Consider the following 25382-nt stretch of genomic DNA (forward strand, 5'->3'; position numbering starts at 1 on the left):
CAACGCCCCCCCGCAGGTGCTCAAGGGCTGGGTGTAGCTCATCCGGGATGGTGTATCGATGAGATAGGAAGGAAGGGGGAGAAAGGAGGAAAGGGAGGAGAGGAGGAAGGGGAATGCGCTAGTCAACCAGCAAGCACTCCCCTTCCTCCTCTCCTCCCTTTTCTCCCTTCCTCCTTCTTTACCGCATATTATGATAAACGTTCTGCACATCGTCGTCTTCTTCGATGCGCTCGATTAGCTTCTCAACATCGGCAACTTCCTCGTCGGTCAGCTCTTTGTAATCGTTGGGAATCCGTTCGAATTCGGCCTGCTTAATCTCGTACCCCTTTTCTTCGAGGAACTTCTGAATAGCGCCGAAAGCCGTAAATTCGCCATAGATGACGTACTGATTGGTTTCTTCGTCCAGTTCGACTTCTTCGCCCCCTACGTCAATCAGCTCGAACTCAAGCTCTTCCTGATCAACACCTTCGGCCGAAATTCGGAATACGCTTTTACGATCGAACATAAAATCAAGCATCCCTTGTGTACCCAGGCTCCCTCCCAGTTTGTTGAGGTAGCTGCGGATGTTGGCAACCGTCCGGTTGTGGTTGTCTGTAGCGGTTTCAATCACCAGGGCAATGCCGTGGGGCGCATAGGCTTCGTATACAATCTCTTTGTAATCCTCCTGCTCCTTCGACGATGCTTTCTTGATGGCCCGCTCGACGTTATCCTTCGGCATGTTGGCCGCTTTGGCGTTCTGGATAACCGCCCGTAGCCGTCCGTTCGTATCGGGATCAGGACCGCCGTTCTTAACAGCAATCACAATATCTTTACCAATTCGGGTGAAGGTCTTGGCCATTTGACCCCACCGCTTCATTTTGCGCGCTTTCCGGTATTCAAACGCTCTTCCCATTGTACTAAAGGGTTTTCAGTTGACAGTTTTTGAGTTGTGATTTGGAGTTGTCGTTACATCAAGCAGACAACGACAAACCACAAACTATATGGTTTGCTCAATTACGTCCGCATTCAGCACAGGCACATCCACCTGACCACGCAGCAAATCCTCGAATGTTTCGCGCTGCCGGATCAGATACGGCGTTCCGTCGTATACCAGCACCTCGGCAGGACGCACCCGTGAATTGTAGGTTGAGGCCATACTAAAGCCATAGGCACCCGCATTCTCAAACGATAGCACATCGCCGGGTCGAACCTCCGGCAGCGACCGGTCGGTAGCAAACGTATCGGTTTCGCAGATATAGCCTACGACCGTGTACAGGCGCTCTGGTCCGGTCGGGTTCGATACGTTCCTGATGTGGTGGTAGGCGTCGTACATCATCGGGCGGATCAGGTGGTTGAGGCCCGAATCGACCTGCACGAACGTCCGTGACGGGTTTTCTTTTACGACGTTAACGCCCACCAGCAGGTGACCGCTCTCGCTCACCAGCAGTTTACCCGGCTCAAAGCAAAGCTCCAGTTCACGGCCGTAGCGTTCGCAGAACGCCCGGAACGCCGAAGAAACCTTAGCGCCCAGATCGGCCAGGTCGGTGGCATAATCGCCCGGATGATACGGCACTTTGAAGCCGCTTCCGAAATCAATGAAGCGCAGGTTCGGATAATCAGCGGCCATGTCGAACAGCACGTCGGCAATCTTCAGGAACGTATTGCCGTCTTTGAAGTCCGATCCGGTATGGATGTGCAGTCCTACGACCGGAATGTTATACTGCTCGATGAGCCCTTTGATCTGCACCCGGTAGTCGTTCGGAATACCAAATTTGGAATCGCCGTGGCCGGTCTGAATCTTGAAGTTCCCGCCTTCCGCAATGCTCGGATTGATCCGTAGGGCAATGGGGTACTGACTGCCGTAGGTCTGGCCGATCTGCTCCAGCAGAGGCAGACTGTCGACGTTCAGTTGTAGCCCCATCCCGATTGCTTCCTGGATTTCGGACCAGGCATTACCGCTCGGGGTGTACATAATCTGCGTCGGCTCAAACCCGGCCAGCAAAGCCAGTCGTCCTTCGTTGACCGAAACAACCTCCACATCGATTCCCTGCTGCCGCATAAGTTTCAGGATGGACAGGTTCGTCAGTGCTTTGGCCGCGTACTTTATTTTGAGATTAACTCCGCGGAACGAAGTCCGGAGCAAGCTGATTTTTTCGATAATTTTGTCGGCATCGTACACATAGAGTGGCAGGCCAAACTGGTCGGCAATCTGTAGTACGTCAACGCCCTGAATCTGATAGCGGCCCGTCGTAGTTGCCGAGCCTTGATTGTCAATATGCATGGTTCATGAAACGAACCGCAAAATTACTTTATCTTTCTCCCATGTACAAAATTAGCCGCGTACTCTTGTTGTTGATTTGGTGGATCGTAGCGGTAAGTCTGTCGTTTGGGCAGGTACCACCCAAAGCAGCATCGACGACCAGTGCCACATCCCGGCCCTCCCAGTCCGGAACTATCCAGTCCGGGACCATCCAGTCTGGGCCGATGGTGGGCTACTCCGAAATGCGGGAAGTCATGCTCTGGGTACAAACCAAACAGCCCGCCCGCGTCCAGATTCGCTACTACGAACCGGGTAATCCAACGCAGGCGCGTCTCACCAACGAAGTCAGGACGGAGGCCAAAACGGCTTTTACAGCCCACCTGCTCGCCGATCAGGTGGAACCCGGCAAAAAGTACGCGTACGACGTGTTGATCGAGGGCCGAAAGGCGAGCCTGCCCTACCCGACTCAGTTCCAAACCCAAAACCTGTGGCAGTGGCGGACCGATCCCCCGGCGTTTCGGTTCGGCGTCGGAAGCTGCACGTACGTCAACGAACCGGCCGTTGACCGCCCCGGGACGCCCTACGGCGACGGCTACGAAATCTTCACGGCGCTGGCCGCTCAGAAACCGGATTTCATGCTCTGGACCGGCGACAATACGTATACCCGCGAAGTGGACTGGAATTCCCGCACGGGTGTCCTGCGCCGGTATACCCACACCCGGTCGCTGCCCGAAATGCAGCCGCTGCTGGCCGCTTCCCACAACTACGCCATCTGGGACGATCACGATTACGGCCCCAACGATTCGGACCGTAGCTACTGGATTAAACCGGTTACCCTCGAAGCCTTCAAACTGTTCTGGGCGAACCCTAATTTCATCTTTGACGAGGGTTGCACCGGTACGTTCTTCTGGCAGGATTGCCAGTTTTTTCTGCTCGACGACCGCACGTTCCGCGCCCCCAATGAGATGCCCGATGGACCGGAAAAAGTGTATTTTGGACAGAAGCAGCTCACCTGGCTGATCGACGCCCTTCGCTTCAGCCGCGCTACGTTCAAGTTCATCGTAACGGGTGGACAGGTCATCAATCCAGTGAAAGCGTTTGAGAATTACTCGATGTACGGCACCGAACGCGACCAGTTGCTCAAAGCCATCGCCGACGCCAACATTCCGGGGGTGCTGTTCATCACCGGCGACCGCCATCATACGATTGTGCATAAACTGGATCGGCCCGGTACGTATCCCCTCTACGACCTGACCATTTCGCCCCTGACATCCGGCCCATCGAAACCACGTCCCGACGAACTACAGCAGCCTACCTTCGTAGACGGCACCCTCGTAACCGACCGTAACTTCGGCCTGTTCAGCGTCAGCGGCCCACTGAAAGACCGGGTGCTGACCATCGACGTATACGACCAGAAGGGGACGAAGCGCTGGAACCGGACCATTCGCGCCAGTGAGCTGAAGTGAGGCCGATGCTACGGTATCTCTGTTATCAGCCTGTGCGACTTACAAAAGCTACTACCAATTACCATGAATCTACAACGTTTCCCTGACCACAATACCTTATCCCAACACGCAGCCGAACGGATTGCCGCTATCATCCGCAAAAAACCGGACGCCATCATCTGCCTGGCCTCAGGCGATACCCCCATCGAAACCTATCGGCGGTTTGTCGCGCTGGTGCAGGCCGGAGCGGTCGATGTGAGCCGGTGTACGTTCGTTGGTCTCGACGAGTGGGTAGGCTTCGGACCGGACGACATGGGTAGCTGCTCGTATTACGTGTACCGCGACCTGCTGACGCCCCTGGCGCTCCGCCCCGAGCAGATCTACTATTTCAACGCTAAAGCCGACGATCTCCTGGCTGAGTGCGAACGCATCGACCGCGTTATTCTGGAGCGAGGTGGTCTGGATCTCCTGCTGGTCGGAATGGGCATGAATGGCCATATTGCCCTGAATGAGCCGGGGACGCCCTTTACCAACTACTGCCACGTGGTCGAACTGGCCGAAACCACCAAAACCGTAGGTCAGAAGTATTTCGCCGAGGAAACAACCCTTACGCAGGGCATCACCATCGGGCTGCGCCACCTGACCGAAGCCCACGAGGTGATTTTGCTGGTGAGCGGTGCCCAAAAAGCCCCCATGCTACATCAGGCCCTGACCGGCCCCGTAACGGAGGAAGTTCCGGCCAGCATCATGCAGACCCACTCCAACGCCTACGTCTGGGTTGACGAAGCCGCCGGGAGTCAGCTTCCGGCTTGAACTAAAAAACCGGCCAGGTGGCCGGTTTTTTAGTAATGATTACTACGTTTGGTCTTTTTACTACGACTGGCCGTGCTTTTGTACGGGTACTGACACCGTCATGTTATCCCAGGCAATGGTTATGCTGCTGTTCGCGGGCGTAATGGTCAGTTTCTCGATAGGCGTTTTAGCCGCCGATACCGGCACTTTCACCTGAGCGACGTCACTGCCTTTGATTTTATCATAATCATAGGCGCCCCATTGCCCCAGCGTGCTGTTCAGAATGACTGTCCACTCCTTCTCGTTGGGAATCGTATAAAGCGTATACGTACCGGCTTTTACCATTTTACCGCCAAACATTACGTCATTCTTAAACGTAATCTCAGTAGCTTCATTAGCGCCTGTCCGCCATACTTTACCGTACTTTTCCAGACCTTTATCACCAAAAATTACCCGTCCCCGCTTCGACGGCTGACCATAAGCAACTTTGATGGATCTGTCAGGACTTTCGGTAGTCACACGTGGACTCATGGGGGGCTTTTTTTCCTGAGCCTGTGCCATGGATACCATTGCAAACAGGATAATCAGAAAGGCACTGATCTTTTTCATACGTACGAATTGGTTTTGTAAGTATCGTTGAATACGACACAAAGTAAACGATAGTTTTTGGTGTCCAATATAAATAACAAGCAGATTTACTGTATTTTTACTGACTAATGGTATGCATGCATACCACTTTCCTCAACCGTTCTGTCCATATGGCAACTACTTATTTTAGCAAACGTAATCTGCAGTTTCTGCTCCACGAAGTCTTTCGGGCTGAGGAACTGACTCAATATGAGTACTTCAGTGCCCATGATCGGGAGACCTTCAATCTGGCTCTGGACTCGGCAACCTACATTGCCGACACCCTCATGCATCCATATCTGAAGGAGATTGACAAGAACCAGCCGGAGCTCAAAAACGGCCAGGTGACGGTGCATCCAAAAATCAAAGAATACCTCAAAGCCATGGGCGATGCCGGCCTGATTGGCGCCGGATTCTCCTTCGAACACGGCGGGCAACAGCTACCGGAACTGATCAGTTCCAGCATTGGCTTCATCCTGATGGCGGCCAATAACGGCATGATGTACACCGGCCTCACATCGGGGGCGGCTCACCTCATCACGTCATTTGGTTCGCCGGCGTTGCAGGCAGCGTACGTACCCAACATGCTGGCCGGTACGTGGCAGGGCACTATGGCCCTTACCGAACCGCAGGCAGGCTCCTCTCTATCCGACGTTGTTACGACCGCTTATCCGCAACCCGATGGCACTTTCAAGATCAAGGGGCAGAAAGTTTTTATTTCGGCCGGCGACCACGATGCCACCGATAACATCATTCACCTGATGCTGGCCCGCATCGAAGGAGCACCCAAGGGGACTAAGGGTATTTCGCTGTTTGTGGTACCGAAATACCGGCTCGACGGCACCGATAACGACGTTACGTCAACGGGGATTTACCACAAAATGGGTCAGCACGGGGTTCCGGCCATGCACCTGACGATGGGTGAGCACGACGATTGCGTCGGTTACCTTGTCGGTGAGCCGCACCACGGGTTGCCGTATATGTTCCAGATGATGAACGAGGCCCGGATTGGGGTGGGTATGACAGCCGCAGCCATCGCTACGGCGGCTTATCACGCGGCCCTTCAGTACGCCAGAGAACGGCCGCAAAGCCGTCGGCTGAACGAAAAGAGCCAGCTTGACAGTCCGCAAACGCCCATCATCAACCACCCCGACGTTCGGCGGATGCTGCTGTTTCAGAAAGCCGTTACCGAAGGAGCCCTGTCGCTGCTGCTCGAAGCGGCCCGGCTCTACGACATCAGCCAGGTAGCCGAGGGCGAAGAGAAAGAAAACGCCTTCCTGCTGCTCGACCTGCTGATGCCGATGGCCAAATCATACCCCTCGGAGATGGGCGTTCAGTCGGTGAGTCAGAGTGTGCAGACGTTTGGCGGGTACGGCTACACGGAAGATTTTCCGGTGGAACAGCTTTACCGCGACATTCGCATTACACCCATCTACGAGGGCACAACGGGCATTCAGGCACAGGACCTGCTGGGTCGGAAGATGACTATGAAGGGCGGCAAGGCTCCGCAGTTGCTATTCGCCGAAATAAGCAAAACCATTGCTGAAGCTGGTACGTTCGACGATCTGAAGCCGTACGCCGACCAGCTCACGGCCGAGTTGAAACGAACACAGGACGTTATGATAGCCCTGATGCCTCACGCACAGCAGGGAAATATCGAACGCTACCTGTCCGACGCTACGTTGTTCCTCGAACTGATGGGTATCGTAGTCGTAGCCTGGCAGTGGCTGAAGCAGGCTGTCGTGGCAAAACAGGCCCTCCTCACCCAGAATCCACAGGGCGACGAACTGGCCTTTTACGAAGGCAAAATTCACACAATGAAGTTTTTCTTCCACTACGAAGTACCCAAAACGCTGGGACTTGCCGTTCGGCTGAAAGATACGGAAGTGCTGACAATCGTGTCGGAGAAAGAGCTGGCGCTCTAGGTAATTAAATCAACCGTAAAGGCTTTTTCAATAAGAGCCTTTACGGTTGATTTAACCAGGCATAACAGCAGGTTATTGGGCATTCTATACTTTTAATCGGTCGCATGCTGATAACCTTGTACCTTTGCAGTTTAGTCAACTGCGTTGTCGAATGCCCTTGATTACTCCATCGAGTTATCAGCCACCGGCCCGGCTTTGGAACGGCCACCTGCAAACGATTGCTCCCTCCTTGTTCCGCAAGGTTACGGTTTCCTACACCCGCGAACGTATCGACACGCCCGACGATGATTTTCTGGATCTGGACTGGGCTGAGGGTTTGGGGCGTGGGGCTGGGGGTAATAGGCATGGAGCTGAAGGCATGGGGCTTAGGGCGAGGGAGGCAGCGTATGAAGGCATAAGCTCTGTGTCCCAGGCCCCACTCTCAAAACCGCCCTTGGCCATCCTCTCCCACGGTCTCGAAGGCGACACGACCCGGCCGTATCTGGCGGGCATGGTTCGGCATTTGACCCAGAACGGCTTCGACTGTCTGGCGTGGCACTACCGCTCGTGCAGTGGCGAACTCAATCGGCAGGCCCGGTTCTACCACATCGGCGAAACAAGCGATCTGGATATTGTCATTCAGTACGCCCTCAGCAAAGGGTATACGACGATGTATCTGGTCGGTTTCAGCGCAGGCGGCAACGTAACGCTCAAATACCTCGGTGAGCGGGGCGAAACGGTACATCCGGCCATTCAACGAGCCGTCGTGTTTTCGGTACCACTGGACCTGATCACCGCCACCAAACGACTCGAAACCTGGGATAGCCTCATTTACAACTACCGATTCAGCCGGACGCTCAAGCGTAAGGTGTTCGAGAAAGCCAGGGTGATGCCGGATAAAATCAACATCAACGGCTTACGAAAAGCCCGGACCGTACGTGAATTTGACGATCTGATCACGGCCCCGCTCCACGGCTTTCGGGACGTAACTGATTACTACACCCGCAATAGTTCGCTGCAATTTGTATCGAAGATTACCGTACCGACGCTCATTGTCAACGCCCGGAATGACCCGTTTCTGTCGCCCGAGTGTTTTCCGGAACAACTGGCGCGGGAACTACCAAACGTATGGATGGAGTTTCCACAGCAGGGCGGCCACTGTGGCTTCCCCCCAAAGACCGGCGGCATTAGCGGTACGTACTGGTCGGAAGAGCGGGCCGTATCGTTTCTGAAGCAGCCAGTGGAACCAGATATCGTTCCGTGATCAGCACCCGACTATGGCGTGGTTACGTATCATACAAACCCGCCACATTCCGGTTCATGATTACTTTGGTATCGATTATGAGATTATTTGGCGAATTATAACCGTACCTTTGCCTCCACTTCAACAAACTATCGGACAGATATTAAAAAGAGTCGCCTGACGACTCAGTTGTTGAATCAGCCTGAATACTACTATGCTTACCAAAGCTCCCAACGTTGGCACAGCCGACCAAGGTCCAACTCCGACAGATCGTAATTCAGCCGAGCGCGGCCCGGCCGAACGTGGCCCAGCCGATCGTGGCCCGGCCGATCAAACGTACTTTGTCATCGATTTCGACAGCACTTTTACGAAAGTTGAAGCGCTCGACGTGCTGGGCGAAATCTCACTCATCGGCCGGCCCGACCGCGACGATGTGCTGAATCAGATCAAGGTTATCACCGACCGGGGTATGTCGGGCGAAATCTCACTGGCCGAATCGCTTCGACTTCGGCTGGGACTGCTGAATGCGCACCGGGATCATCTGCCGGCGCTCATCGAAACCCTGATGGGTAAGATTTCGGATTCATTTCAACGTAATAAAACCTTTCTGACTGAAAACGCCGACCGCATTTACATTGTGTCGAGCGGTTTCAAAGAGTTCATCGTTCCCATCGTTACAGCGCTGGGTATCAAGGAAGAGCACGTATTTGCCAATACATTCGAGTTCGACGAAGCGGGTAACATTACCGGCTGCGACTGCGATAATCCGCTCTCGACCGACAAAGGCAAGGTGAAACTCATCCGCGACCTGAACCTCGACGGCGACGTATACGTCATTGGCGATGGCTACACCGACTACGAAATACGTGAGGCTGGGCTGGCCAATAAATTTTATGCATTTACGGAGAACGTAGTCCGTCCGAAAGTAATCGAGAAAGCAGACTCGATCTCGCCTTCTCTGGACGACTTTCTGTTTGAAAACAAGCTGAGCCGTAGCCAGTCGTATCCGAAGAGCCGGATCAACGTACTGCTGCTGGAAAACGTACACCCGGTAGCCGTACAGTTATTCGAGCAGGAAGGCTTCAACGTCGAGATTCGCAAAGGCGCCCTCGACGAAGACGAGTTGATCCAAGCGATTCAGGGCGTTCATATCCTGGGTATCCGGTCGAAAACACAGGTAACGCGCCGGGTCATTGACAGCGCCAATAAGCTGATGACCATTGGTGCGTTCTGCATCGGTACGAACCAGATCGACCTCGAAGCCTGCACCGAAAAAGGCATTGCGGTGTTCAACGCGCCCTACAGCAACACCCGGTCGGTGGTGGAGCTGGCCATCGGTGAGATTATCATGCTCATCCGGAACATCGTTCCCAAGAGCAACCTGATGCACCAGGGCGTTTGGGACAAATCGGCAAAGAATAGCTTTGAGGTGCGGGGCAAGAAGCTGGGCCTGATCGGCTACGGCAACATCGGTACGCAGCTCTCGGTTGTGGCCGAAGCCCTGGGCATGGAAGTGTACTTCTACGACGTAGTGGACAAACTGGCCCTTGGCAACGCCCGCAAATGCAAGTCGCTGGACGAGTTGCTGGCGGTTTCGGACATCATCAGCCTGCACACCGACGGCCGGAAGGACAATAAGAACCTGATCAGCTACCGGGAGTTCGGGATGATGAAGAATGGGGTCATTTTCCTCAACCTGTCGCGGGGCCATATCGTAGATATTCCGGCACTGGTCGATGCCATCGAGCGCGGAAAGGTAGCTGGAGCCGGCATCGACGTATTTCCCTACGAGCCCAAAACCAACCAGGAGGAGTTCATGAGCGATCTGCGCAACCTGCCGAACGTTATCCTGACCCCGCACATTGGTGGAAGCACAGAAGAAGCACAGGAGAACATCGGCAACTTTGTGCCGGGTAAGCTGCTCGAATACATCAACAACGGCAGCACCTACGGCAGCGTCAACTTCCCCGAACTGCAGCTTCCCTTGCTGAAGGGGTCGCATCGACTGCTGCACATCCACGCCAACGTACCGGGCATTCTGGCGCAGATCAATAACATCTTCGGCAAGTATCACATCAACATTCAGGGTCAGTACCTGAAAACGACTGAGCAGATTGGGTATGTTATTACCGACATCGCCAAAGACTACTCCGACGAGGTCGTGCAGGAGTTAAAGAATATTGATAATACCATCAAGTTCAGAATGTTGTATTAAAAGGAGGAGGGCAGAAAGGAGGAAGGGGAGGAAAGGGAAAGCAACAGTGCGCCCTTGCCCCTTCCCTTCCTCCTTTTCTCCTTCCTCCTTTCCTCCCTATGAAAAACACCTACTTCACGCCCGGCCCGGCCGAGTTGTATCCAACGTTTTATCAACACCTGCAAACGGCGCTGGATGAGCAGATCGGCTCAATTTCGCACCGCAGCCAGAAGTTCCGGGATATTTATAAGCACACCGACGAGCAACTCCGTATCCTGCTGGATATTCCGGCAACGCACGGTATTTTCTTCACCGGTTCGGCGTCGGAAGTGTGGGAGCGGATACTACTCAACTGCGTCGAGCACGAGAGCTTTCATCTGGTCAACGGGTCGTTTTCGAGAAAGTTCTACGATTATGCGCAATCCTTGCACAAATACGCCCATCTCTACGAAAAGCCGTTTGGCGAGGGCTTCGACTATGCCGACGTAGAGGTGCCGGAGTATGCTGAACTGGTGTGCGTGACCCATAATGAAACCTCGTCGGGGGTGCAGATGCGGCCGGCCGAAATCCATAAACTCAAACGGAAATACAGCAAGAAGCTGTTCTGCGTGGATATTGTTTCGTCGGCCCCCTACCCCGATCTGGACTTCAGCATTATCGATTCGGCCTTCTTTTCGGTGCAGAAAGCATTCGGTATGCCCGCCGGACTCGGTGTCTGGATCGCCGGGAAGTCCTGCCTGGAAAAGGCCGAGCGCCTGCAACGATACGATAGCATGACGATTGGTGCCCATCATACGCTGCCGACGCTCTGGAAAAACTACCAGACGTTCGAAACGCCCGCTACCCCGAACGTACTGGCCATCTACATTCTGGGTAAAATTGCAGAAGATTTCAACCGGATCGGCATCGACACCATCCGTCGGCAAACCGAGGAAAAAGCCCGGATGCTGTACAAATTCCTGGATAATCACGCCGACTATGAGCCATTCGTAAGCGAAGAACGGCACCGCTCGCAGACAGTCATTGTAGCAAAAACGAAGCAGCCTTCTGCCGACGTAATCAACGCGGCAAAGCAGGCCAATATGATTGTAGGCAGCGGTTATGGCAAGTTTAAGGAATCGCAGATACGCATCGCCAATTTTCCGGCAACGACGATTGAACAGGTAACGGCCCTTATTGACCAATTAAAAAAGTAAGCATCAGAATTAAACATTATAGAGTAAAAAGTCCTCTGTTGATCAACAGAGGACTTTTTTATTGCATTTTACCGATAATATCCATTTAAAGCCATAAACCTTAGATTTCTTTTTTTGTTAAAGAGTTAGTGGTATCAGATACACAAGAACGTATAACTCAACGACTATGAAATCTGTATTGATTACGTCAACCATATTGCTGTGTATGTCAGCAACTGCATTCGCGCAGAACGATTCGACAAACCGCGATCGACCCATTATCAGCAACGAAACCGAGCAGGAAATCCGACAGAAAGCGAATAAGGTTAAGGAGGATATCGAAGAAGAAGTTGAAGAAAGCCGTGCCTACATCCGCAATAACCAACTGGACTGGTTTCAGCCGGGCAGTGTCTTTATTGGCGGTGGTCTGGGCGTCGGGACGGGCGGTGGCAATGCCTACCTGGCCCTGAACACCCGCGCCGGTTATTTTTTTCAGGAGGGATTCATGGGTGGCCTTCGCTACGATTTTGATCGTCGGGTCGGCGAACGCTATCGGGCACGCCAGGCGGGTCTTTTTGTCCGGTATTATCCGTTCCGGACGCGGGTGAGCAGCTTCCTGGGGGCAGGCTATAACTTCGGCCGTGAGTTCTCGGACAACATTCCGGAAGACCAGAAAGCCCGCTACAACAGCGTTAATCTGGAAATTGGCATCATGTTCTGGATACTACCCAGCCTTGGCTTTGAAGGGGCGTTTGAAAACAACTACTACGACCGCGTCGACCCGGCAGCGGGACGTAGCAAAGGCGGCCGGTTCAAATTCGGCATCAACTACTATTTCGGCCGGACCGGGCAGCGGTTGTAATACTTATACAACTAAACTGGGACGGTGCCCTGGTGGTGTCAGGTTCGGAACCTGACACCACCAGGGCACCGTCCCAGTTTAGTTATACGGTTTACTGTTTACAGTGGGCGACTCATTGCCTAAACTGTGAACAGTATTCTTACGCGGCTACTTTCTGAACGGCGGGCTCCGGCGACATCGTGGCAATTCGCTTCTTAAGCTGCTTCTTCATATAGTTGCGGATCGGCTTCTCCATGCCTTCGTACACGGCCGCCGACACAGCAATCAGCACGACCAGGAACGCGACGCACACGTATTTGTAGGGCCAGTCGACGAATTCATCGAAGAAATACAGCATCAGAATGGACACGGGCACCTGTAGAATGAAGAGACCATAGCCAATCTCGCCGAGGTATATGAGCGGTCGGGTGCTCATCAGTCGGGTGAGCCAGTTCTCGGAAAGACATATGCTCATGATGATGAACAGGAAGACCGGCGCGAAAATGATGCTGTTTTTGAACAGTACCTGTGTGGCAAATCCCATGATAAGCAGCATTGCTACCCCTCCGGCCCAGGCAGCCATGTGGACTTTTGAGACACCGGCTTTCAACTGTGGGTAGTGACGTACCATAACGAATCCGCCAAGCATCCCAACAATGAATTCCGGTACGTGGAACGGAGGCCAGTAGAAGCCCCAGTCGACCGGCATCCCGCTCTGAACACAGACAAAATGTACCATTAGGCTAGCCACCCAGATCAGTATGATGTTACGGACCAGCGTCGGCGTTTCCTGCTTGTTCATCCAGCCGTAGAGAGCCGGTGCCAGCAGGCTAAGCAGCACCTCGATGCAAAGCGTCCAGCTTACGTAGTTGTAAATCAGGGCGTAGTCGGGATACCAGGCGTGCAGCAGCAGGGCGCTCAGAATCACTTTATCGGCCCGCAGCGGGGGGACATCGGCCGTAGGATTATAGCTCACAACGGCCAGTTGCAAGCCGATGGTCATTACCAAGGCCAGAATGTGGAGGGGGTAAATCCGGGCAAAGCGATTTATCCAGAACAGCTTGGAGGGGATAGCCTTCGGTGCTTCGCCGTTGCGTACGATCGACACGATCAGCAGAAAACCCGTCAGCACGAAAAAGTAGCTGAGCAGCGAATTGGCGTACTCGAGAATGTGGCCGAAGAACGGGACCGCCAGCATCGCTTCGGAGTGTCCGAAGTGAAACAGCAGCACGATCATGGCCGCAATGAAGCGGGTAAATGTTAGTTGGGGGAAGCGCATAACGGTAGCAGAAAGCGAGACGTATCAGCAAGGTTACCGAACTCCCCCCAACTTCGCAATGAAATTTAGTAGATGGATGTTCCTATTCTACGCGGTAAGCCACCAGCCTATTGGTAAAAAACGTAGGGACAACCAGCAGCTTACGGCCCGCAACGTACTCGATATCGGCCGAGTTGATCTTCTGGCCGCGGGTGTCGAGCAGTTGCTGCCTGGTGCCGTCGGCGCTGACGTGGAAAATCTGGCCGTTCCAGTCAGAAACGAAAAAGTTGCCTTTACCCTCCGGAACGATACCATCCGTGGCGGCCATACCATCTGCAATGGTCGTCATGGTTTTCGTATTGAGATCGAGCGCCCGCAGCGCACCGATTTTCGTGCTGCCGACCATCAGTCGGTTCTTGTCGACCGCCAGCACCCCGTTCGGGTTGTTCAGTTGATCACCCTCCATCAGCACCTCCCACTTGTCGTCTTTCAGGCGGTAGAGTTTATTGAAGCGGCTGTCGGAAACGTACACCGTCCCATCTTTAGCTACCGTAACGTCGTTCAGAAAAGCGGCTTTGGTATCAACTGCATCCCAGGTTTTCTCGGCCTGGCCGGTTTCGACATTGATCGCCACCAATCGGTACACATCGGTCACGTACAACCGGTTTTTGTAAAGCCCCATGCCTTTGGGTGCATTCAGCCCTGATGTCCAGCGGAGGTTTTCAATCTTTCCGTCGAGCGATACTTTCGAGATAAACCCATTTCCATCCAGGCCATCGGGCTTCCCATCAATATTGGCTACGTATAGCACCTTGGCTTTGTCGTCGTACAGCACCGATTCGGGCGTACGGAGGGTGGTATCAGTTTCCCAGGCTTTCACGAGCTTCATGGGCTTCGGCTTGAAGGCGGGAGACAAAGCAGCCAGTCCAAGGCTGGCCAGGAGTGCGGTTAAGGTAACAATCTTCATAGAACCACTAGGATATAGTATGACAAAAAACGCAAAAAATTTTATTGCAAAAAAAGGGGGCTTTATAGTGTATACGTTTCAAAAATGGTGGAAACCATAGAATTATTCCAACCAATCGATCAAGAACGCAAAAAATTTAATCAAACAATCTGAAAATGAACTCGTTTACTACCTCGCACACAAAAACAAAACAGGGTTATGGAACAACAACAGTCTCTCGCTACGTGGTCTCAGACACCCACGTTACAGCTAAAGGAAAGCATCCGTGACATGATCCGGCTGCAACGTGATTACCAGGTATCAGACGAACTTTTCTGGGAAATTTTTAACGTCAGGGTATTGCTCAACGAGCAGATCGACGTCAATACGTTTATTCGGGAACTTGAGTATCCGTCTGCCAGAGCCTGATTGTGTGTCCTCATCCGTCATGCCGGCCCCCCCTACCCCAGCATGACGGATGCCATGGCACATTGTTACATTCAGACGCCAAATCGCTTTCTCCCTGCAATTTTTGTTTACAATTACGTAATTTAGGGCCGATCTGCCACATATCTGCCCTTGATGATAGTAGAAATCCACCCTTCCTCTCCTGGTCTTTCGGCCGGTCAGCCACTGGCCGGTGTTGACTGTAAGTCACTTACCGAACATCAGGACCAACGCGGCTCGTTCACCGAAGTTTTCCAGCAATACTGGAGTACCTGCCTGACGCCAACGCAATGGAGTCTGGTCCGCTCTGAACCGAATGTGTTTCGGGGCATGCACCTGCACCAGCGCCACGACGAGTATTTTTGCCTGATCGAGGGGCATTGCCTCGTGGGTTTATACGACGCCCGGCCCGACTCGCCGACCCGCAACCAATGGGCACTGTATGAGTTGTTCGGTACGGATCTGAAAGCAATTGTTTTTCCAAGGGGTTTGCTGCACGGCTGGTATTTCTTCACGCCGTCGGTTCATTTGCAGGCCGTATCGGAATCGTTTGTCGACTATGGCCACGACGACAACCACGGTTGTCGCTGGGATGATCCGGATCTGGGCATTACCTGGGGTATTACCGACCCGATTCTTTCAGATCGGGCCAATAGCTTTCCTCCGCTGCGTCATCTGCTGGCGGATTTAGCCAACGCTGCACCTTCCAGCTAAACCAGCCTGGCAGTTCTGACAGGCTACGGCCTCGCAGGGCCAGCCACGATAACCGCATGTGATTTCGATCCTGAATCAGGTGCATCAACGCCTGATCGACTACCGCATCTATACCATCCGGCTGCTCCAGTCGGGCGCTCCAGGGCTTTAGCTCCTCGTAGCGTTGCTGCGTACTCCAGCCAGGGTGCCCGCCCCGTTTAAAATACAACAGGGTCGGTAGCCAACCCGCCACCGGCCGGCAATCCGGCTGGGCCAGCATCTGTTGCCACATATACCGATCGGTTGGGATGCCGGCCGGGGTTGTTCGCCAGCCGTATGGCAGTGACCGGTAGAAATCGAGGGTATGTCCAACGGCCGATAGAATGGCCTGCACGGCTACGTCGGCTTTGGTGGGTCGATACGGTATAAACAGCCGCTGGTCGCGCCGAACCTGGTAAAAGTTCGTGGCCGCCAGATTACCCGTTTCCAGCAGCCGGTCCAGCGTTTGCAGGTGGTTCGGTAGCCACAGGTCGCGGTCGCAGAGGTAGGCAACCAGCCGGCCCCTGGCTTCCTGCAGCGCTTCGTGCCGATATACCTCCCCCCGACGCGGGTGTTTTGGGTAATCGAAGAAACGAATTCGGGCATCCTGCCGCATCAAGTCGTGGATGGTGTCGCGTGTCTGGTCGTTTACCCCATCGCCGATGATGAACACCTCCAGATCCGGCACCGTTTGCCGCAACACGCTGCCAACGCAGAACGGCAGCAATGGCCCCCGGTCGGTAGTAGTGGGAATAAGAACTGTGGCCGTCAGGCTCATGCGTTTTTTTGGCTCAAAGCTATTAATTCTTCCAGAACCCGCACCACCTCAATCCCCTCGGCCAGATCGCTGACCGGTGGCTCTCCCCCTCGCAGATAGTTCAGAAAAGCAGCCAGTTCCCGTTGCAGCGGGGGCGCTGCGTCAAAAAACCGACGTTCGTGCAGACGGGCGTCGGGTGGGGTCTGGTCGGTTCCTCGCCAGATATCGACGTAATTGACCGTTTCATCTGCCAGCACCGCTACGCCCTCCGTACCATGAAGCCGGACCTCCCGGCGTTTATCCGCGTAGCGGGTCGATACGTCGATCACTAATCCGGGCCGATTGCCCAGTAGCGCAGTCATGCTCCGAATCGCCGTACCGTGCCGCTCCACAATTGCTGCCCTGGGCGCTGGAATATGTCCCAGTATTTCCAGCCCAATGGTGAGATCATGCGGTGCCAGCGTCCACAGACTATCCGTATCGGTGCGCGGGCTAGTCCAGTTGGTACGGGTCGTTTTCAGCAACAATACCTCCCCCAGTTCGCCGGAGCGGGCCAGGTCCCCGAGCAGTTGAACACCGGCATGGTAGCGCCAGATGTGCATCAGGAACGTAGGTGGTAACGACAACCGGCTAATGGCCACCGCATCGGCATAGGAAGTCGTCAGCGGTTTTTCGACAAAGATGGGTTTACCGAATGATCTGATCTGCGTCAGTACGGTCAGGTGCGTCGTAGCGGGCGTCGCCACAATAAGGCCATCGCAGTTACAAAGAGCATCGGGCTGGTTCGTTACGGCCAAAGCCCCATGCTGCAGGGCCCGCTGCCTTCGATCGGCATCCGGATCGCAGACCGTCACGGCAGCACCGAGCGTAATCAGATCGTTCAGTATGTTCCGGCCCCAGATACCGCAACCGAGCAGTCCAATGTGAAGCATAGGAATCAGCTTAATCGAACATCAAACAACTCCCTCGACCGGGCGTACACGAAGGCGACAACTACCAGGGTGACAATGCCCCCCAGCATGACGGATGGTACGGCCCCCAGCAGACTAGCCGCCAGACCAGACTCAAAAGCACCGATTTCATTAGACGAGCTGACAAAGATACCATTCACGGCCGCCACACGCCCACGCATGTGATCGGGCGGGAAGATTTGCAGGATTGTCTGCCGGATAATCACGCTGACACTGTCGAAAGCGCCGGTGAGGGCCAGCATGATCAGGGACAGGTAAAAATTGGTAGAAACGGCAAAAATTAGCGTTGCAGCGCCGAAGCCTGCTACGGCCAGCAGCATGTTCCGCCAGGCATTATACGTGGGTGGATATTTGGCCATGAGCAGCATCGTCACGACGGCTCCCACCGACGGAGCTGCCCGCAGAAAGCCCAGCCCCTCGGCCCCTACCTTCAGAATATCTTCGGCAAACACGGGCAGGATGGCCACTACGCCACCAAACAGCACCGAAAACAGATCGAGCGATATAGCGTAGAGCACGATGCGGGTTTTGAACACAAACTGAAACCCTTCTTTCAGGCTCTCGCGAAAACCCAGTACGGGTGCATCGCTAACTGGTACCGGCCGGCGTTTAATGAGCGTAATTAACAGGAAACATACCACGAGCAAGCCGATGATAACGATCAGGGTGTTATCGAAACCCACCCAGTTGTACAGAAATCCGGCTACGCCTGGTCCGGCAATAGCCCCGGCCTGCCAGAACGAACTGCTCCAGGTAGCGGAATTGGGATACAGCGGTCGGGGCACCAGAAACGGCTTCAGCGATGAACTGGCAGGCGAGTAAAAGCCCTTGGCCGTTCCGATCAGCATCAACACGCCATAAATCACTGCCAGTTGCGCCGTCTGCGTAAGCTGCCTGACCAGCGAAGGCTGAAACGCCAGATACAGGATAACAGACCCCAGAATAATAACCAGCAGACTGTACTGTAATAACCGCTTTTTATCGTACCGGTCGGCCAGATGCCCGCCAAACAGCGACAGCGCAATAAACGGAATCGCTTCGGCCAGCCCGACCAGTCCCAGCGCCAGTGGATCATGGGTCATCTTGTATAATTCATACCCCAAAATAACCTCCTGAATCAGCAACGTAGCCGTTATCAGGAAGCTGTTCATGATAAAATAGCGAAACTCAGGAATACGCAGAGACGCGTAGGGATCGTTGGGAAGCGGAACGGTTGTCATTAAGTTGAATCACCAAGTCAACGTTGGTTACGTTGATTAACCGATTAATCCTGAATTTTGTGCCGGAGTACTCAATAATCTGAGAAAGCAGTCGATGTCGCCCCGGCGACGTATGCCCTATGAAACTAAAAATCTGCTGCATCAGCAGCACCGATGAAGCCCGAACCGCCGTAACGTTCGGAGCCGATGCCCTCGGGCTGGTGGGAGCCATGCCCAGCGGCCCCGGCGTTATCGCTGATGACCTGGCGCAGGCCATCGTCCGCGTTACGCCCCCGCCGGTCGCCACGTTCATGCTCACCAGCGAAATCACCGTCGACGGTATACTCGCGCACCATCGCCGGGTCGGTGCCAATACCATCCAACTGGTCGATGCGGTACCGGCTGGTACATACACGCAGCTTCGGGCGGCACTTCCTTCGGTCAAACTGGTTCAGGTCATCCACGTACTGGACGATGTCAGCGTTGAGGAAGCCCTCCGGGCTGTCGACGAAGGAGTCGACGCCCTCCTGCTCGACTCGGGCAACCCGAATCTAACCGTAAAGGAATTAGGCGGCACCGGCCGGGTTCATAACTGGCAGGTTAGCCGGAAGATCGTTCAGCAGTCGTCGGTGCCGGTTTTCCTGGCGGGTGGCCTGCGGCTTCATAATGTACGGGAAGCCATCGATACGGTGCAGCCATTCGGGCTGGACATTTGCAGTGGTGTCCGCACCGACGGCCATCTGGACCCCGCCAAGCTGGAAGCCTTCGTAGCCGCTGTGCGCTAGGCCGACACGAGTCAACAAAAAAGCCGCGCCGGGAAGATCCTGGCGCGGCTTCGGTTATCTATCGGTGAGCCTTTGCGAAATCATGCGGCCCTTAGGCAATCGCGATTTCTTTCACCGTTTTTTCGTCTTTGACTTCTACTTTGGGCAGATCTATTTTCAGGATGCCGTCTGTATAAGCGGCCTGGATTTGATCGGCGTTCACGTTTTTCGGCAGGCGGAAGCTGCGCTCAAACGCCGTGTAGCCAAACTCTTTACGGGTGAATTTCTCGGTAGTTTCATCCGTCTGCTCTTCGTGTTTGTACGCGATGGTCAGGCGGTTATTCTCTACGTTAACTTTCACATCCTCTTTCTTCAAGCCAGGAGCGGCCAGTTCAAGGTGGAAAGCGGTTTCATCTTCTTTTACGTTCACAGCCGGAACATTCGAATTCACATTCTGGTAACGGGCAATGACCGGACGGCCAAAGAACCGGTTAAAATCGCGGGCAAAAGCCTGGTCAAACAAGGTTGGGAAGTTGTTATAACGAACTAAAGTTGCCATTGTCGTAGTGTTAATTGGTTGTTTATCATCAAACACACTCAGTTATTGGCAAACAGTGTACCACCCCTAGAAATTGAATTTTTAACAGACATTTTGTCTTGTTTTGAGCAAATTTACAGCCAATTGCTGACATTTTGACATCTTAGCACTTCTAATGTCTGTCAAAAACGCTACGTATGTTACTCCTAATACGCTCTGAATGAGGGCATCACGAAGAAACTTAACGCGTGTGGCCTTTTTTTCATCATATATAAACCCCTACTTTTGTCCCGCTAAATAAAATCACCTACCATTTCTACATTTTTATCGTATGACGCGACGTTTCCTGCCGCTGGCTCTGCTATGCATCTGGGCTGGTTTATCGACGGCCACGGCTCAGCAATCAGCCGCCGACTTCTTCGAAAACGGGATAACCCGCAGCAAAACCGGCGATTTCACGGGCGCTCTTCAGGCTTTCAGCATGGCCATCACGATGAATCCGGAAAACGCAGCCAGCTATTACAACCGGGGGTTGGCCAAAGCCAACCTTAAAGATCATCGTGGGGCCATTCTGGACTACGACCGGGCCATTGAACTCAATGCCAAGGATGCGCTGGCGTACCTCAGCCGGGGCGTCAGCAAAAGCAAACAGGATGATCACCGGGGGGCGCTGCTCGATTTCAGCCGGGCTATTGAACTTAACCCCGACGATCCACAGACTTACTACAGCCGGGGGGTTAGTCGCAGCCGACTTGAACAGCACCGGGGTGCACTCGCCGACTTCTCCAAAACCATCGAACTGGAACCCAATAATGCCCTTGCGCTCTATGCTCGCGGCATCACGAAACAAAAGCTGGAGGACTACGCCGGAAGCCTGGCCGATTTCAGCAAGGTGCTGGAGATGAATCCCCGGCGCGCACAGGCCTTTGCTGGTCGTGGCGTATCAAAACTGGAGCTGAAAGATTACACCGGTGCGATCGCCGATCTGAACTCAGCCATCGAACTGGGCCCCGAAGATGCCGAATCGTATTACTACCGGGGTTTTGCAAAGGCCAAACTGGACGATTACAAAGGGGCGCTGGCCGACTATAACCGGACGCTGACCCTCAACGGCGATAACTTCCGGGCGTACTACGGTCGGGGTTTCTGCCGTAGCAAACTGGGCGACCAGAAGGGGGCCATTCAGGATTTCAACACGGCCATCGAAGCCAACAACTCCAATACCGACGCCAAAGTCTACTACAACGGAAAGATTACGCGGGCAATCCTCGATAACCTCCGGAACCTCGTGCAGGAACGTAACAAAATCAACGACCTGTCCGACGAGCGGGCCGAAGCCTACTACAGCCGGGCCGTCAGCAAGAATAAACAGGGCGACGCCAAAGCCGCTATCGTCGACCTCAACAAGGCGATTGAACTCAGTCCGACCTACGCCGAAGCGTACTTCACGCTGGGTATGATCAAATCAGCGCAGGGCGACCAGAAAGGAGCCGTAATGGATTTAAACAGCGCCATCAAACTGAATCCGCGCTACGCCGAGGTGTACTACGTTCGGGGTATCATTAAACACGCCCTCGGCGACGAAAACGGCGGCTGCCTCGACCTTTCGAAAGCCGGCGAACTGGGCTACACGCCGAGCTACAAGGTGATCAGCGATTATTGTAATTAGAAGGAGAAAAGGAGGAAGGGGAGGAAAGGAGAAGGGGGGCTAGTCTGGTCTCCCTTTTTCTTTTTTCAGGCTGGTTGAATTTTTAGACCGTTTGAGTGACACCCCCAACCCCCTGAAGGGGGCTTAGCGCTGCTATCATCAGGCACCTTGGCCGAGCGGAGCTAAGCCCCCTTCAGGGGGTTGGGGGTGTCATACAAACACCAGTACTAGTTACACAGACTCATTTTCGACAGGGGCCTTTGGTGTTCAGAAAGCATAATCAGCAGGTGCCAGAATGAGGTCGACACCTACCGGGGTCTGGACAGAATTATGCCGTACGGTTAGATTCCAGACCTGACTAGCCAGCTTCTGACTAACGCACCAGCACGACGCGGCTCTGTTTTTGTCTGGTTACGGTTGCCCCGCCGGGTTGTCGCAGCGCGTAATCAACATTCCAGGTGTAGATGGCCGTCGGGCAGCGTTCTCCTTTGTAGGTTCCATCCCACACGAACGGCGGGCTGGTGGTCTGAAAGATGATTTCGCCCCAGCGGTTATACACCGACAGCGCCCGGAACGTAATGTCACCACAGGCAAAGGGTTCAAGCACATCGTTCAGCCCATCGGCATTGGGCGAGAACGCATCGGGAGCCGATACGGTACACTCACAGCCGCTGTAATCGACCGTCACGGAATCGGTAATCGTCGCGCAGTCGTTCGTCACCGACGCCCGAAACACATCCGATGAAGTTACGGTCCGCGCTACCTCCCCAAACCCGTCCAGCCACCGGAACGTACCCTGGGCGAACGACGGCGTGATGGTGTACACCTCCGTCCCGCACAGTTGTTTGTCGGCCCCCAGATCCAGCCGGGGCGGCAGGACGTAGCGCACCCGGATGGTATCGCTGGTGGTGCAGGTGGCATCAGACACCCGGACGGTATAGGTTCCGGACTGACGTACCTGGAACGAGTTCTGCTGCGTACCATCCTGCCAGCGGTACTGCCCCGATTCCGGAACGCGCAGCGTCATTGTCTGGCCTTCGCATAGCGTTGTGTCAGGTCCCAGGCTAAAATCGAGTTTATAGTTGACTGTGACGGTATCACGCAGCACCTTGCAGGGCGTCGTCACGACCACCCAGTATTTGCCCGGTCTGGTTACCTGCAGGGTGGGCGACGTACCACCCGTACTCCACCGGTAGGTTGTTGCACCGGGTGTTTTGGCGTTGAGCAGGTACGTACTGTTCCGGCCACACAGCGTCGTATCCTTCCCTAAATCAAGCCGGATGGGTTGCAACGATACGTCGTCGATGAACAGGTAATAATATCCGAGCGATACAGGCAGCGTTGTAAAATTGCCGATGGTCACGTATTTCTCTCCACCTTTGGCAATGAAGCAATCGCCCATTCGTTCCCATTGGAACCGTCGGGTGAGTCGCTGCGGCAGGTTGTCGATCACCCTCGCCTGCCCCGACGTTACGAACAGGTCCTTCTCAGGCGACGAAAGGGGCTGACTGGTGAAATAAGCCCCGAAAGAACCTACGGGATACCGGTTCGGCGTACCCGACGCAACGTAGAGGTCGAACTGATAGGCTTCACCGGCTTCGAGCGGCTGTTTGAGTGGCGTGGCCAGGTATTCGGCCCAGCCTAAGTCCATGAATAAGCGCCCCAATCCCTGCCCGCCGTGGGGCGGCAGTTCAATCTGATCCGTTGGAAAACAATAGTGGTAAAAATCGGGAGTCGCCCGGTTGGGGTTGTACCAGGGTACGGCTTCAAAAAGGAGGTTATCCTGCCGGGGACAGTTCTGAAACGTTTCGAATCCACCATTCGGAATCAGTTCCTGCGCAGCTACCACAGCCGGCAGCAAGACCAGAATCATCATCCAAACCAACGTCCGGCTCATTTGAAAACAGCAGCTTACAAAGCTATCAACGTAGACTTTTTTTAATAAATACTTGTAAACTTACTAGCTCTTGGCCGATTTTAAAATAGCTTGCCCCAGAAAGATTAGCCAGCTTCAACGCTGACTTACTTGCCGTTACCCAATGCCCATTCAACCGGGCCGAACGTTGATACGTAATGAGCAGTTTTCGACTGGTTCTGCGTCAGCATCGATCCGTTACGTTACGGCGTTGCCAGTCGGTTGACGGCTTCGGCCAACGAACCTACAAAGTTGATATGCCCTGCCTTGTTGCTTTCGAACATGAAGTCGTTGAAACTTTTGGATGAATACGGGGAGAAATCGCCGACGATTGCCAGACGAACCCGGTAGTTTGAAAACTTCTGAAGAATTTCGCCGGCCATTCCCGACCGTAAGTTGAAAAAATCGGGCGTGATATTCAGTTGATGCAGAATAACCCGGTCAAAACCCTGGTAGTACACAGTACCGAGCAGGTCCAGGCCATCTTCCGCCGTTTTGATGACGATACCTGTCGCAACGATCTCGGCGAGTTGTAGGCCGTTTACGTGGTGTGTCTTTATCTCCATTACCCTGGTTTGACAAGATTGATTCTGGCATCAAACATAGTAATCGTCGCCGACAATTTCTCCAGCAGCAAAGCGGTATCTATCTCCAAAGGAGGGCGACGCCATCGTACGGTTTGACCTTTGCTTTTGGTAGTATACCGCGGCCAGAAGTCATAGTTATAGTAGTAATCTGAGGCTTGTTTCAGTAGTGGATCGTCGTGGTACGGTAGCAGGTAGCTGTTTTGCCCGTCCTGGTAAGCAAAATCGCCAAACATATTGCGCCAGAGAACCAGGCGTTCAAGCGTCGATAGGTCTACTTTTTTATTCGCAATCGAATCGACCAACGCCTTCGTGTCATGACTGATATCAACAGACGGCTCAAGCCCCTCTATCCTGGCCAGCCAGGCAATAAATTGCTCGGGCAGCGTCAACTGAACCTGCGCCTTGAGGGTGCTTATCAACTCAGGGATTGATTCCGTTGCGATTATATTGCCTGCCTGATCGGTTAACAGACGATCGGTACTGTCCTCATCCGTATCCGTGTACCAGATCAGAAACAGGGGATTCGGCCAACGGGGCGATGTATAGCTGATGACAAAAATCAAATACTCCTGACTCAGAGCCTCGAATAACTTGGTGTTGTGGGATTGGCTCATTGAGTGTAAGATACAAGTTCAGCCAGTTTATTTTATCCAAAAGCTGTCTTATTGCCAAGATATTATCCGGAAGCAACGGCTGTGAGGCTATCCACCCAATGCCAACGGGGGTTGATGTTGATGACACAAGATAGAAGAAACGAACGTACTTGGACCTTTATAAGCCCGTTTGGATGGGATAAGGTACATCGTGTACCCGGTTGCAGCTTGTCATGCGACAAGCTACCCCTACTGAACCTAACAGGCAATAAACAAGTCACTGTTTAGGAGTGGATTTTCTCTTCCTCATCCTGTTGATGAATAAAGTAGCCCAAATTGCCACCACTATTATTAAAAAGATTTCTTGTGACATCGTATTTGGTTAAAGCGCTAGTAGATTACTCTGTCTAAGCGTTTGGTCTGTTGCGCATGTTTGCCAACAGGCCTACTTACTCGGATGTTTGGGGTGTTAACCGGAAGCCTAACTTGCGAGCCTAAGCGTTTACCTGTCAGTCAAGTGCCTCCTGTCGCCCGGATGCTGGCACTCACACTTTAGCTGTTTATCCA

At 53.7% G+C, this 25382-nt stretch carries 24 protein-coding genes; 12 read left to right on the plus strand and 12 right to left on the minus strand.

All coding sequences use genetic code 11. The features are described from left to right. Positions 1-178: 178 nt before the first annotated feature. Together BN8_RS16205 and lysA are read right to left on the minus strand one after the other, a co-directional pair. On the minus strand, positions 179-892 hold the full coding sequence (locus tag BN8_RS16205) for a YebC/PmpR family DNA-binding transcriptional regulator (RefSeq protein ID WP_009282993.1): 714 nt from the start codon (positions 890-892) through the stop codon (positions 179-181). Between the two features lie 84 nt (positions 893-976). After that, positions 977-2260, minus strand: a complete 1284-nt coding sequence (gene lysA / locus BN8_RS16210; RefSeq protein ID WP_009282994.1) for a diaminopimelate decarboxylase — start codon at positions 2258-2260, stop codon at positions 977-979. A gap of 41 nt (positions 2261-2301) precedes the next feature. Between lysA and BN8_RS16215 the strand changes: the two genes are divergently transcribed. Together BN8_RS16215 and BN8_RS16220 are read left to right on the plus strand one after the other, a co-directional pair. Beyond that, the gene (locus BN8_RS16215) at positions 2302-3705 is read left to right on the plus strand and encodes an alkaline phosphatase D family protein (protein WP_040006165.1); all 1404 of its coding nucleotides are present in this window, start codon (positions 2302-2304) and stop codon (positions 3703-3705) included. A gap of 63 nt (positions 3706-3768) precedes the next feature. Beyond that, a complete protein-coding gene (locus BN8_RS16220; protein ID WP_009282996.1) occupies positions 3769-4497 on the plus strand; it encodes a 6-phosphogluconolactonase in 729 nt (242 codons plus the stop codon). A gap of 60 nt (positions 4498-4557) precedes the next feature. On the opposite strand, the gene BN8_RS16225 is transcribed toward BN8_RS16220, so the two are convergent. Then, complete coding sequence (locus BN8_RS16225) at positions 4558-5085, minus strand: DUF2911 domain-containing protein (protein ID WP_009282997.1); 528 nt, start codon at positions 5083-5085, stop codon at positions 4558-4560. A gap of 149 nt (positions 5086-5234) precedes the next feature. Here BN8_RS16225 and BN8_RS16230 point away from each other — a divergent pair, with 149 nt between their 5' ends. From BN8_RS16230 to BN8_RS16250, 6 genes are all read left to right on the plus strand, one after another. Continuing rightward, positions 5235-7028 (plus strand): acyl-CoA dehydrogenase, encoded by a 1794-nt coding sequence (locus BN8_RS16230; protein WP_040006166.1) that lies wholly within the window; start codon positions 5235-5237, stop codon positions 7026-7028. 151 nt (positions 7029-7179) lie between these two features. Then, a complete protein-coding gene (locus tag BN8_RS16235) occupies positions 7180-8271 on the plus strand; it encodes a YheT family hydrolase (protein ID WP_009282999.1) in 1092 nt (363 codons plus the stop codon). Between the two features lie 13 nt (positions 8272-8284). Beyond that, positions 8285-8431 (plus strand): HepT-like ribonuclease domain-containing protein, encoded by a 147-nt coding sequence (locus tag BN8_RS33920; RefSeq protein WP_009283000.1) that lies wholly within the window; start codon positions 8285-8287, stop codon positions 8429-8431. Positions 8432-8464: 33 nt separating this feature from the next. Next, positions 8465-10465 carry a phosphoglycerate dehydrogenase gene (gene serA / locus BN8_RS16240; RefSeq protein ID WP_009283001.1) on the plus strand — a complete coding sequence of 667 codons (2001 nt, stop codon included), beginning with the start codon at positions 8465-8467 and terminating at the stop codon, positions 10463-10465. Between the two features lie 98 nt (positions 10466-10563). Next, positions 10564-11640, plus strand: a complete 1077-nt coding sequence (locus tag BN8_RS16245; protein WP_009283002.1) for an aminotransferase class V-fold PLP-dependent enzyme — start codon at positions 10564-10566, stop codon at positions 11638-11640. A gap of 166 nt (positions 11641-11806) precedes the next feature. Further along, positions 11807-12481, plus strand: coding sequence for a hypothetical protein (locus tag BN8_RS16250; RefSeq protein ID WP_009283003.1), 675 nt, complete (start codon positions 11807-11809; stop codon positions 12479-12481). A 139-nt stretch (positions 12482-12620) separates the two neighbouring features. Here the strand turns inward: BN8_RS16250 and BN8_RS16255 are convergent, their stop codons facing one another. Further along, the gene (locus tag BN8_RS16255) at positions 12621-13739 is read right to left on the minus strand and encodes an acyltransferase family protein (RefSeq protein ID WP_009283004.1); all 1119 of its coding nucleotides are present in this window, start codon (positions 13737-13739) and stop codon (positions 12621-12623) included. Between the two features lie 82 nt (positions 13740-13821). Beyond that, positions 13822-14685 (minus strand): SMP-30/gluconolactonase/LRE family protein, encoded by an 864-nt coding sequence (locus BN8_RS16260; RefSeq protein WP_009283005.1) that lies wholly within the window; start codon positions 14683-14685, stop codon positions 13822-13824. 198 nt (positions 14686-14883) lie between these two features. Between BN8_RS16260 and BN8_RS16265 the strand changes: the two genes are divergently transcribed. Further along, positions 14884-15093, plus strand: coding sequence for a hypothetical protein (locus tag BN8_RS16265; RefSeq protein ID WP_009283006.1), 210 nt, complete (start codon positions 14884-14886; stop codon positions 15091-15093). Positions 15094-15246: 153 nt separating this feature from the next. Beyond that, entirely contained in the window at positions 15247-15825 is a 579-nt protein-coding gene (locus BN8_RS32535; RefSeq protein WP_009283007.1) for a dTDP-4-dehydrorhamnose 3,5-epimerase family protein, read from the plus strand. Here the strand turns inward: BN8_RS32535 and BN8_RS16270 are convergent. Genes BN8_RS16270 through BN8_RS16280 form a run of 3 tightly spaced genes read right to left on the minus strand, consistent with a single transcriptional unit; the run spans position 15734 to position 18791 of the window. Beyond that, positions 15734-16621, minus strand: a complete 888-nt coding sequence (locus tag BN8_RS16270) for a glycosyltransferase family A protein (protein WP_040006167.1) — start codon at positions 16619-16621, stop codon at positions 15734-15736. The genes BN8_RS32535 and BN8_RS16270 overlap by 92 nt on opposite strands. Beyond that, positions 16618-17532: a Gfo/Idh/MocA family protein gene (locus tag BN8_RS16275; RefSeq protein WP_009283008.1), complete on the minus strand. Its 915-nt coding sequence runs from the start codon at positions 17530-17532 to the stop codon at positions 16618-16620. Before BN8_RS16275 ends, BN8_RS16270 begins: the two co-directional genes overlap by 4 nt. A gap of 5 nt (positions 17533-17537) precedes the next feature. Then, positions 17538-18791 (minus strand): MFS transporter, encoded by a 1254-nt coding sequence (locus tag BN8_RS16280; protein ID WP_009283009.1) that lies wholly within the window; start codon positions 18789-18791, stop codon positions 17538-17540. A 119-nt stretch (positions 18792-18910) separates the two neighbouring features. On the opposite strand from BN8_RS16280, the gene BN8_RS16285 reads away from it, so the two are divergent. Further along, positions 18911-19555 (plus strand): phosphoribosylanthranilate isomerase, encoded by a 645-nt coding sequence (locus BN8_RS16285; RefSeq protein WP_009283010.1) that lies wholly within the window; start codon positions 18911-18913, stop codon positions 19553-19555. A 91-nt stretch (positions 19556-19646) separates the two neighbouring features. On the opposite strand, the gene BN8_RS16290 is transcribed toward BN8_RS16285, so the two are convergent. After that, positions 19647-20093, minus strand: coding sequence for an Hsp20/alpha crystallin family protein (locus BN8_RS16290; protein ID WP_009283011.1), 447 nt, complete (start codon positions 20091-20093; stop codon positions 19647-19649). A 310-nt stretch (positions 20094-20403) separates the two neighbouring features. On the opposite strand from BN8_RS16290, the gene BN8_RS16295 reads away from it, so the two are divergent. Then, the gene (locus BN8_RS16295) at positions 20404-21741 is read left to right on the plus strand and encodes a tetratricopeptide repeat protein (RefSeq protein ID WP_009283012.1); all 1338 of its coding nucleotides are present in this window, start codon (positions 20404-20406) and stop codon (positions 21739-21741) included. Positions 21742-22093: 352 nt separating this feature from the next. Here the strand turns inward: BN8_RS16295 and BN8_RS16300 are convergent, their stop codons facing one another. From BN8_RS16300 to BN8_RS16310, 3 genes are all read right to left on the minus strand, one after another. Then, entirely contained in the window at positions 22094-23617 is a 1524-nt protein-coding gene (locus BN8_RS16300; RefSeq protein ID WP_009283013.1) for a T9SS C-terminal target domain-containing protein, read from the minus strand. Between the two features lie 221 nt (positions 23618-23838). Continuing rightward, the gene (locus BN8_RS16305) at positions 23839-24201 is read right to left on the minus strand and encodes a DUF4180 domain-containing protein (protein WP_009283014.1); all 363 of its coding nucleotides are present in this window, start codon (positions 24199-24201) and stop codon (positions 23839-23841) included. Continuing rightward, a complete protein-coding gene (locus BN8_RS16310; protein ID WP_009283015.1) occupies positions 24201-24836 on the minus strand; it encodes a hypothetical protein in 636 nt (211 codons plus the stop codon). The genes BN8_RS16305 and BN8_RS16310 overlap by 1 nt, the downstream gene beginning before the upstream one ends. Between the last annotated feature and the right edge of the window lie 546 nt (positions 24837-25382).

This window comes from Fibrisoma limi BUZ 3, assembly GCF_000296815.2.
GTDB classification, from domain to species: Bacteria; Bacteroidota; Bacteroidia; order Cytophagales; family Spirosomataceae; genus Fibrisoma; species Fibrisoma limi.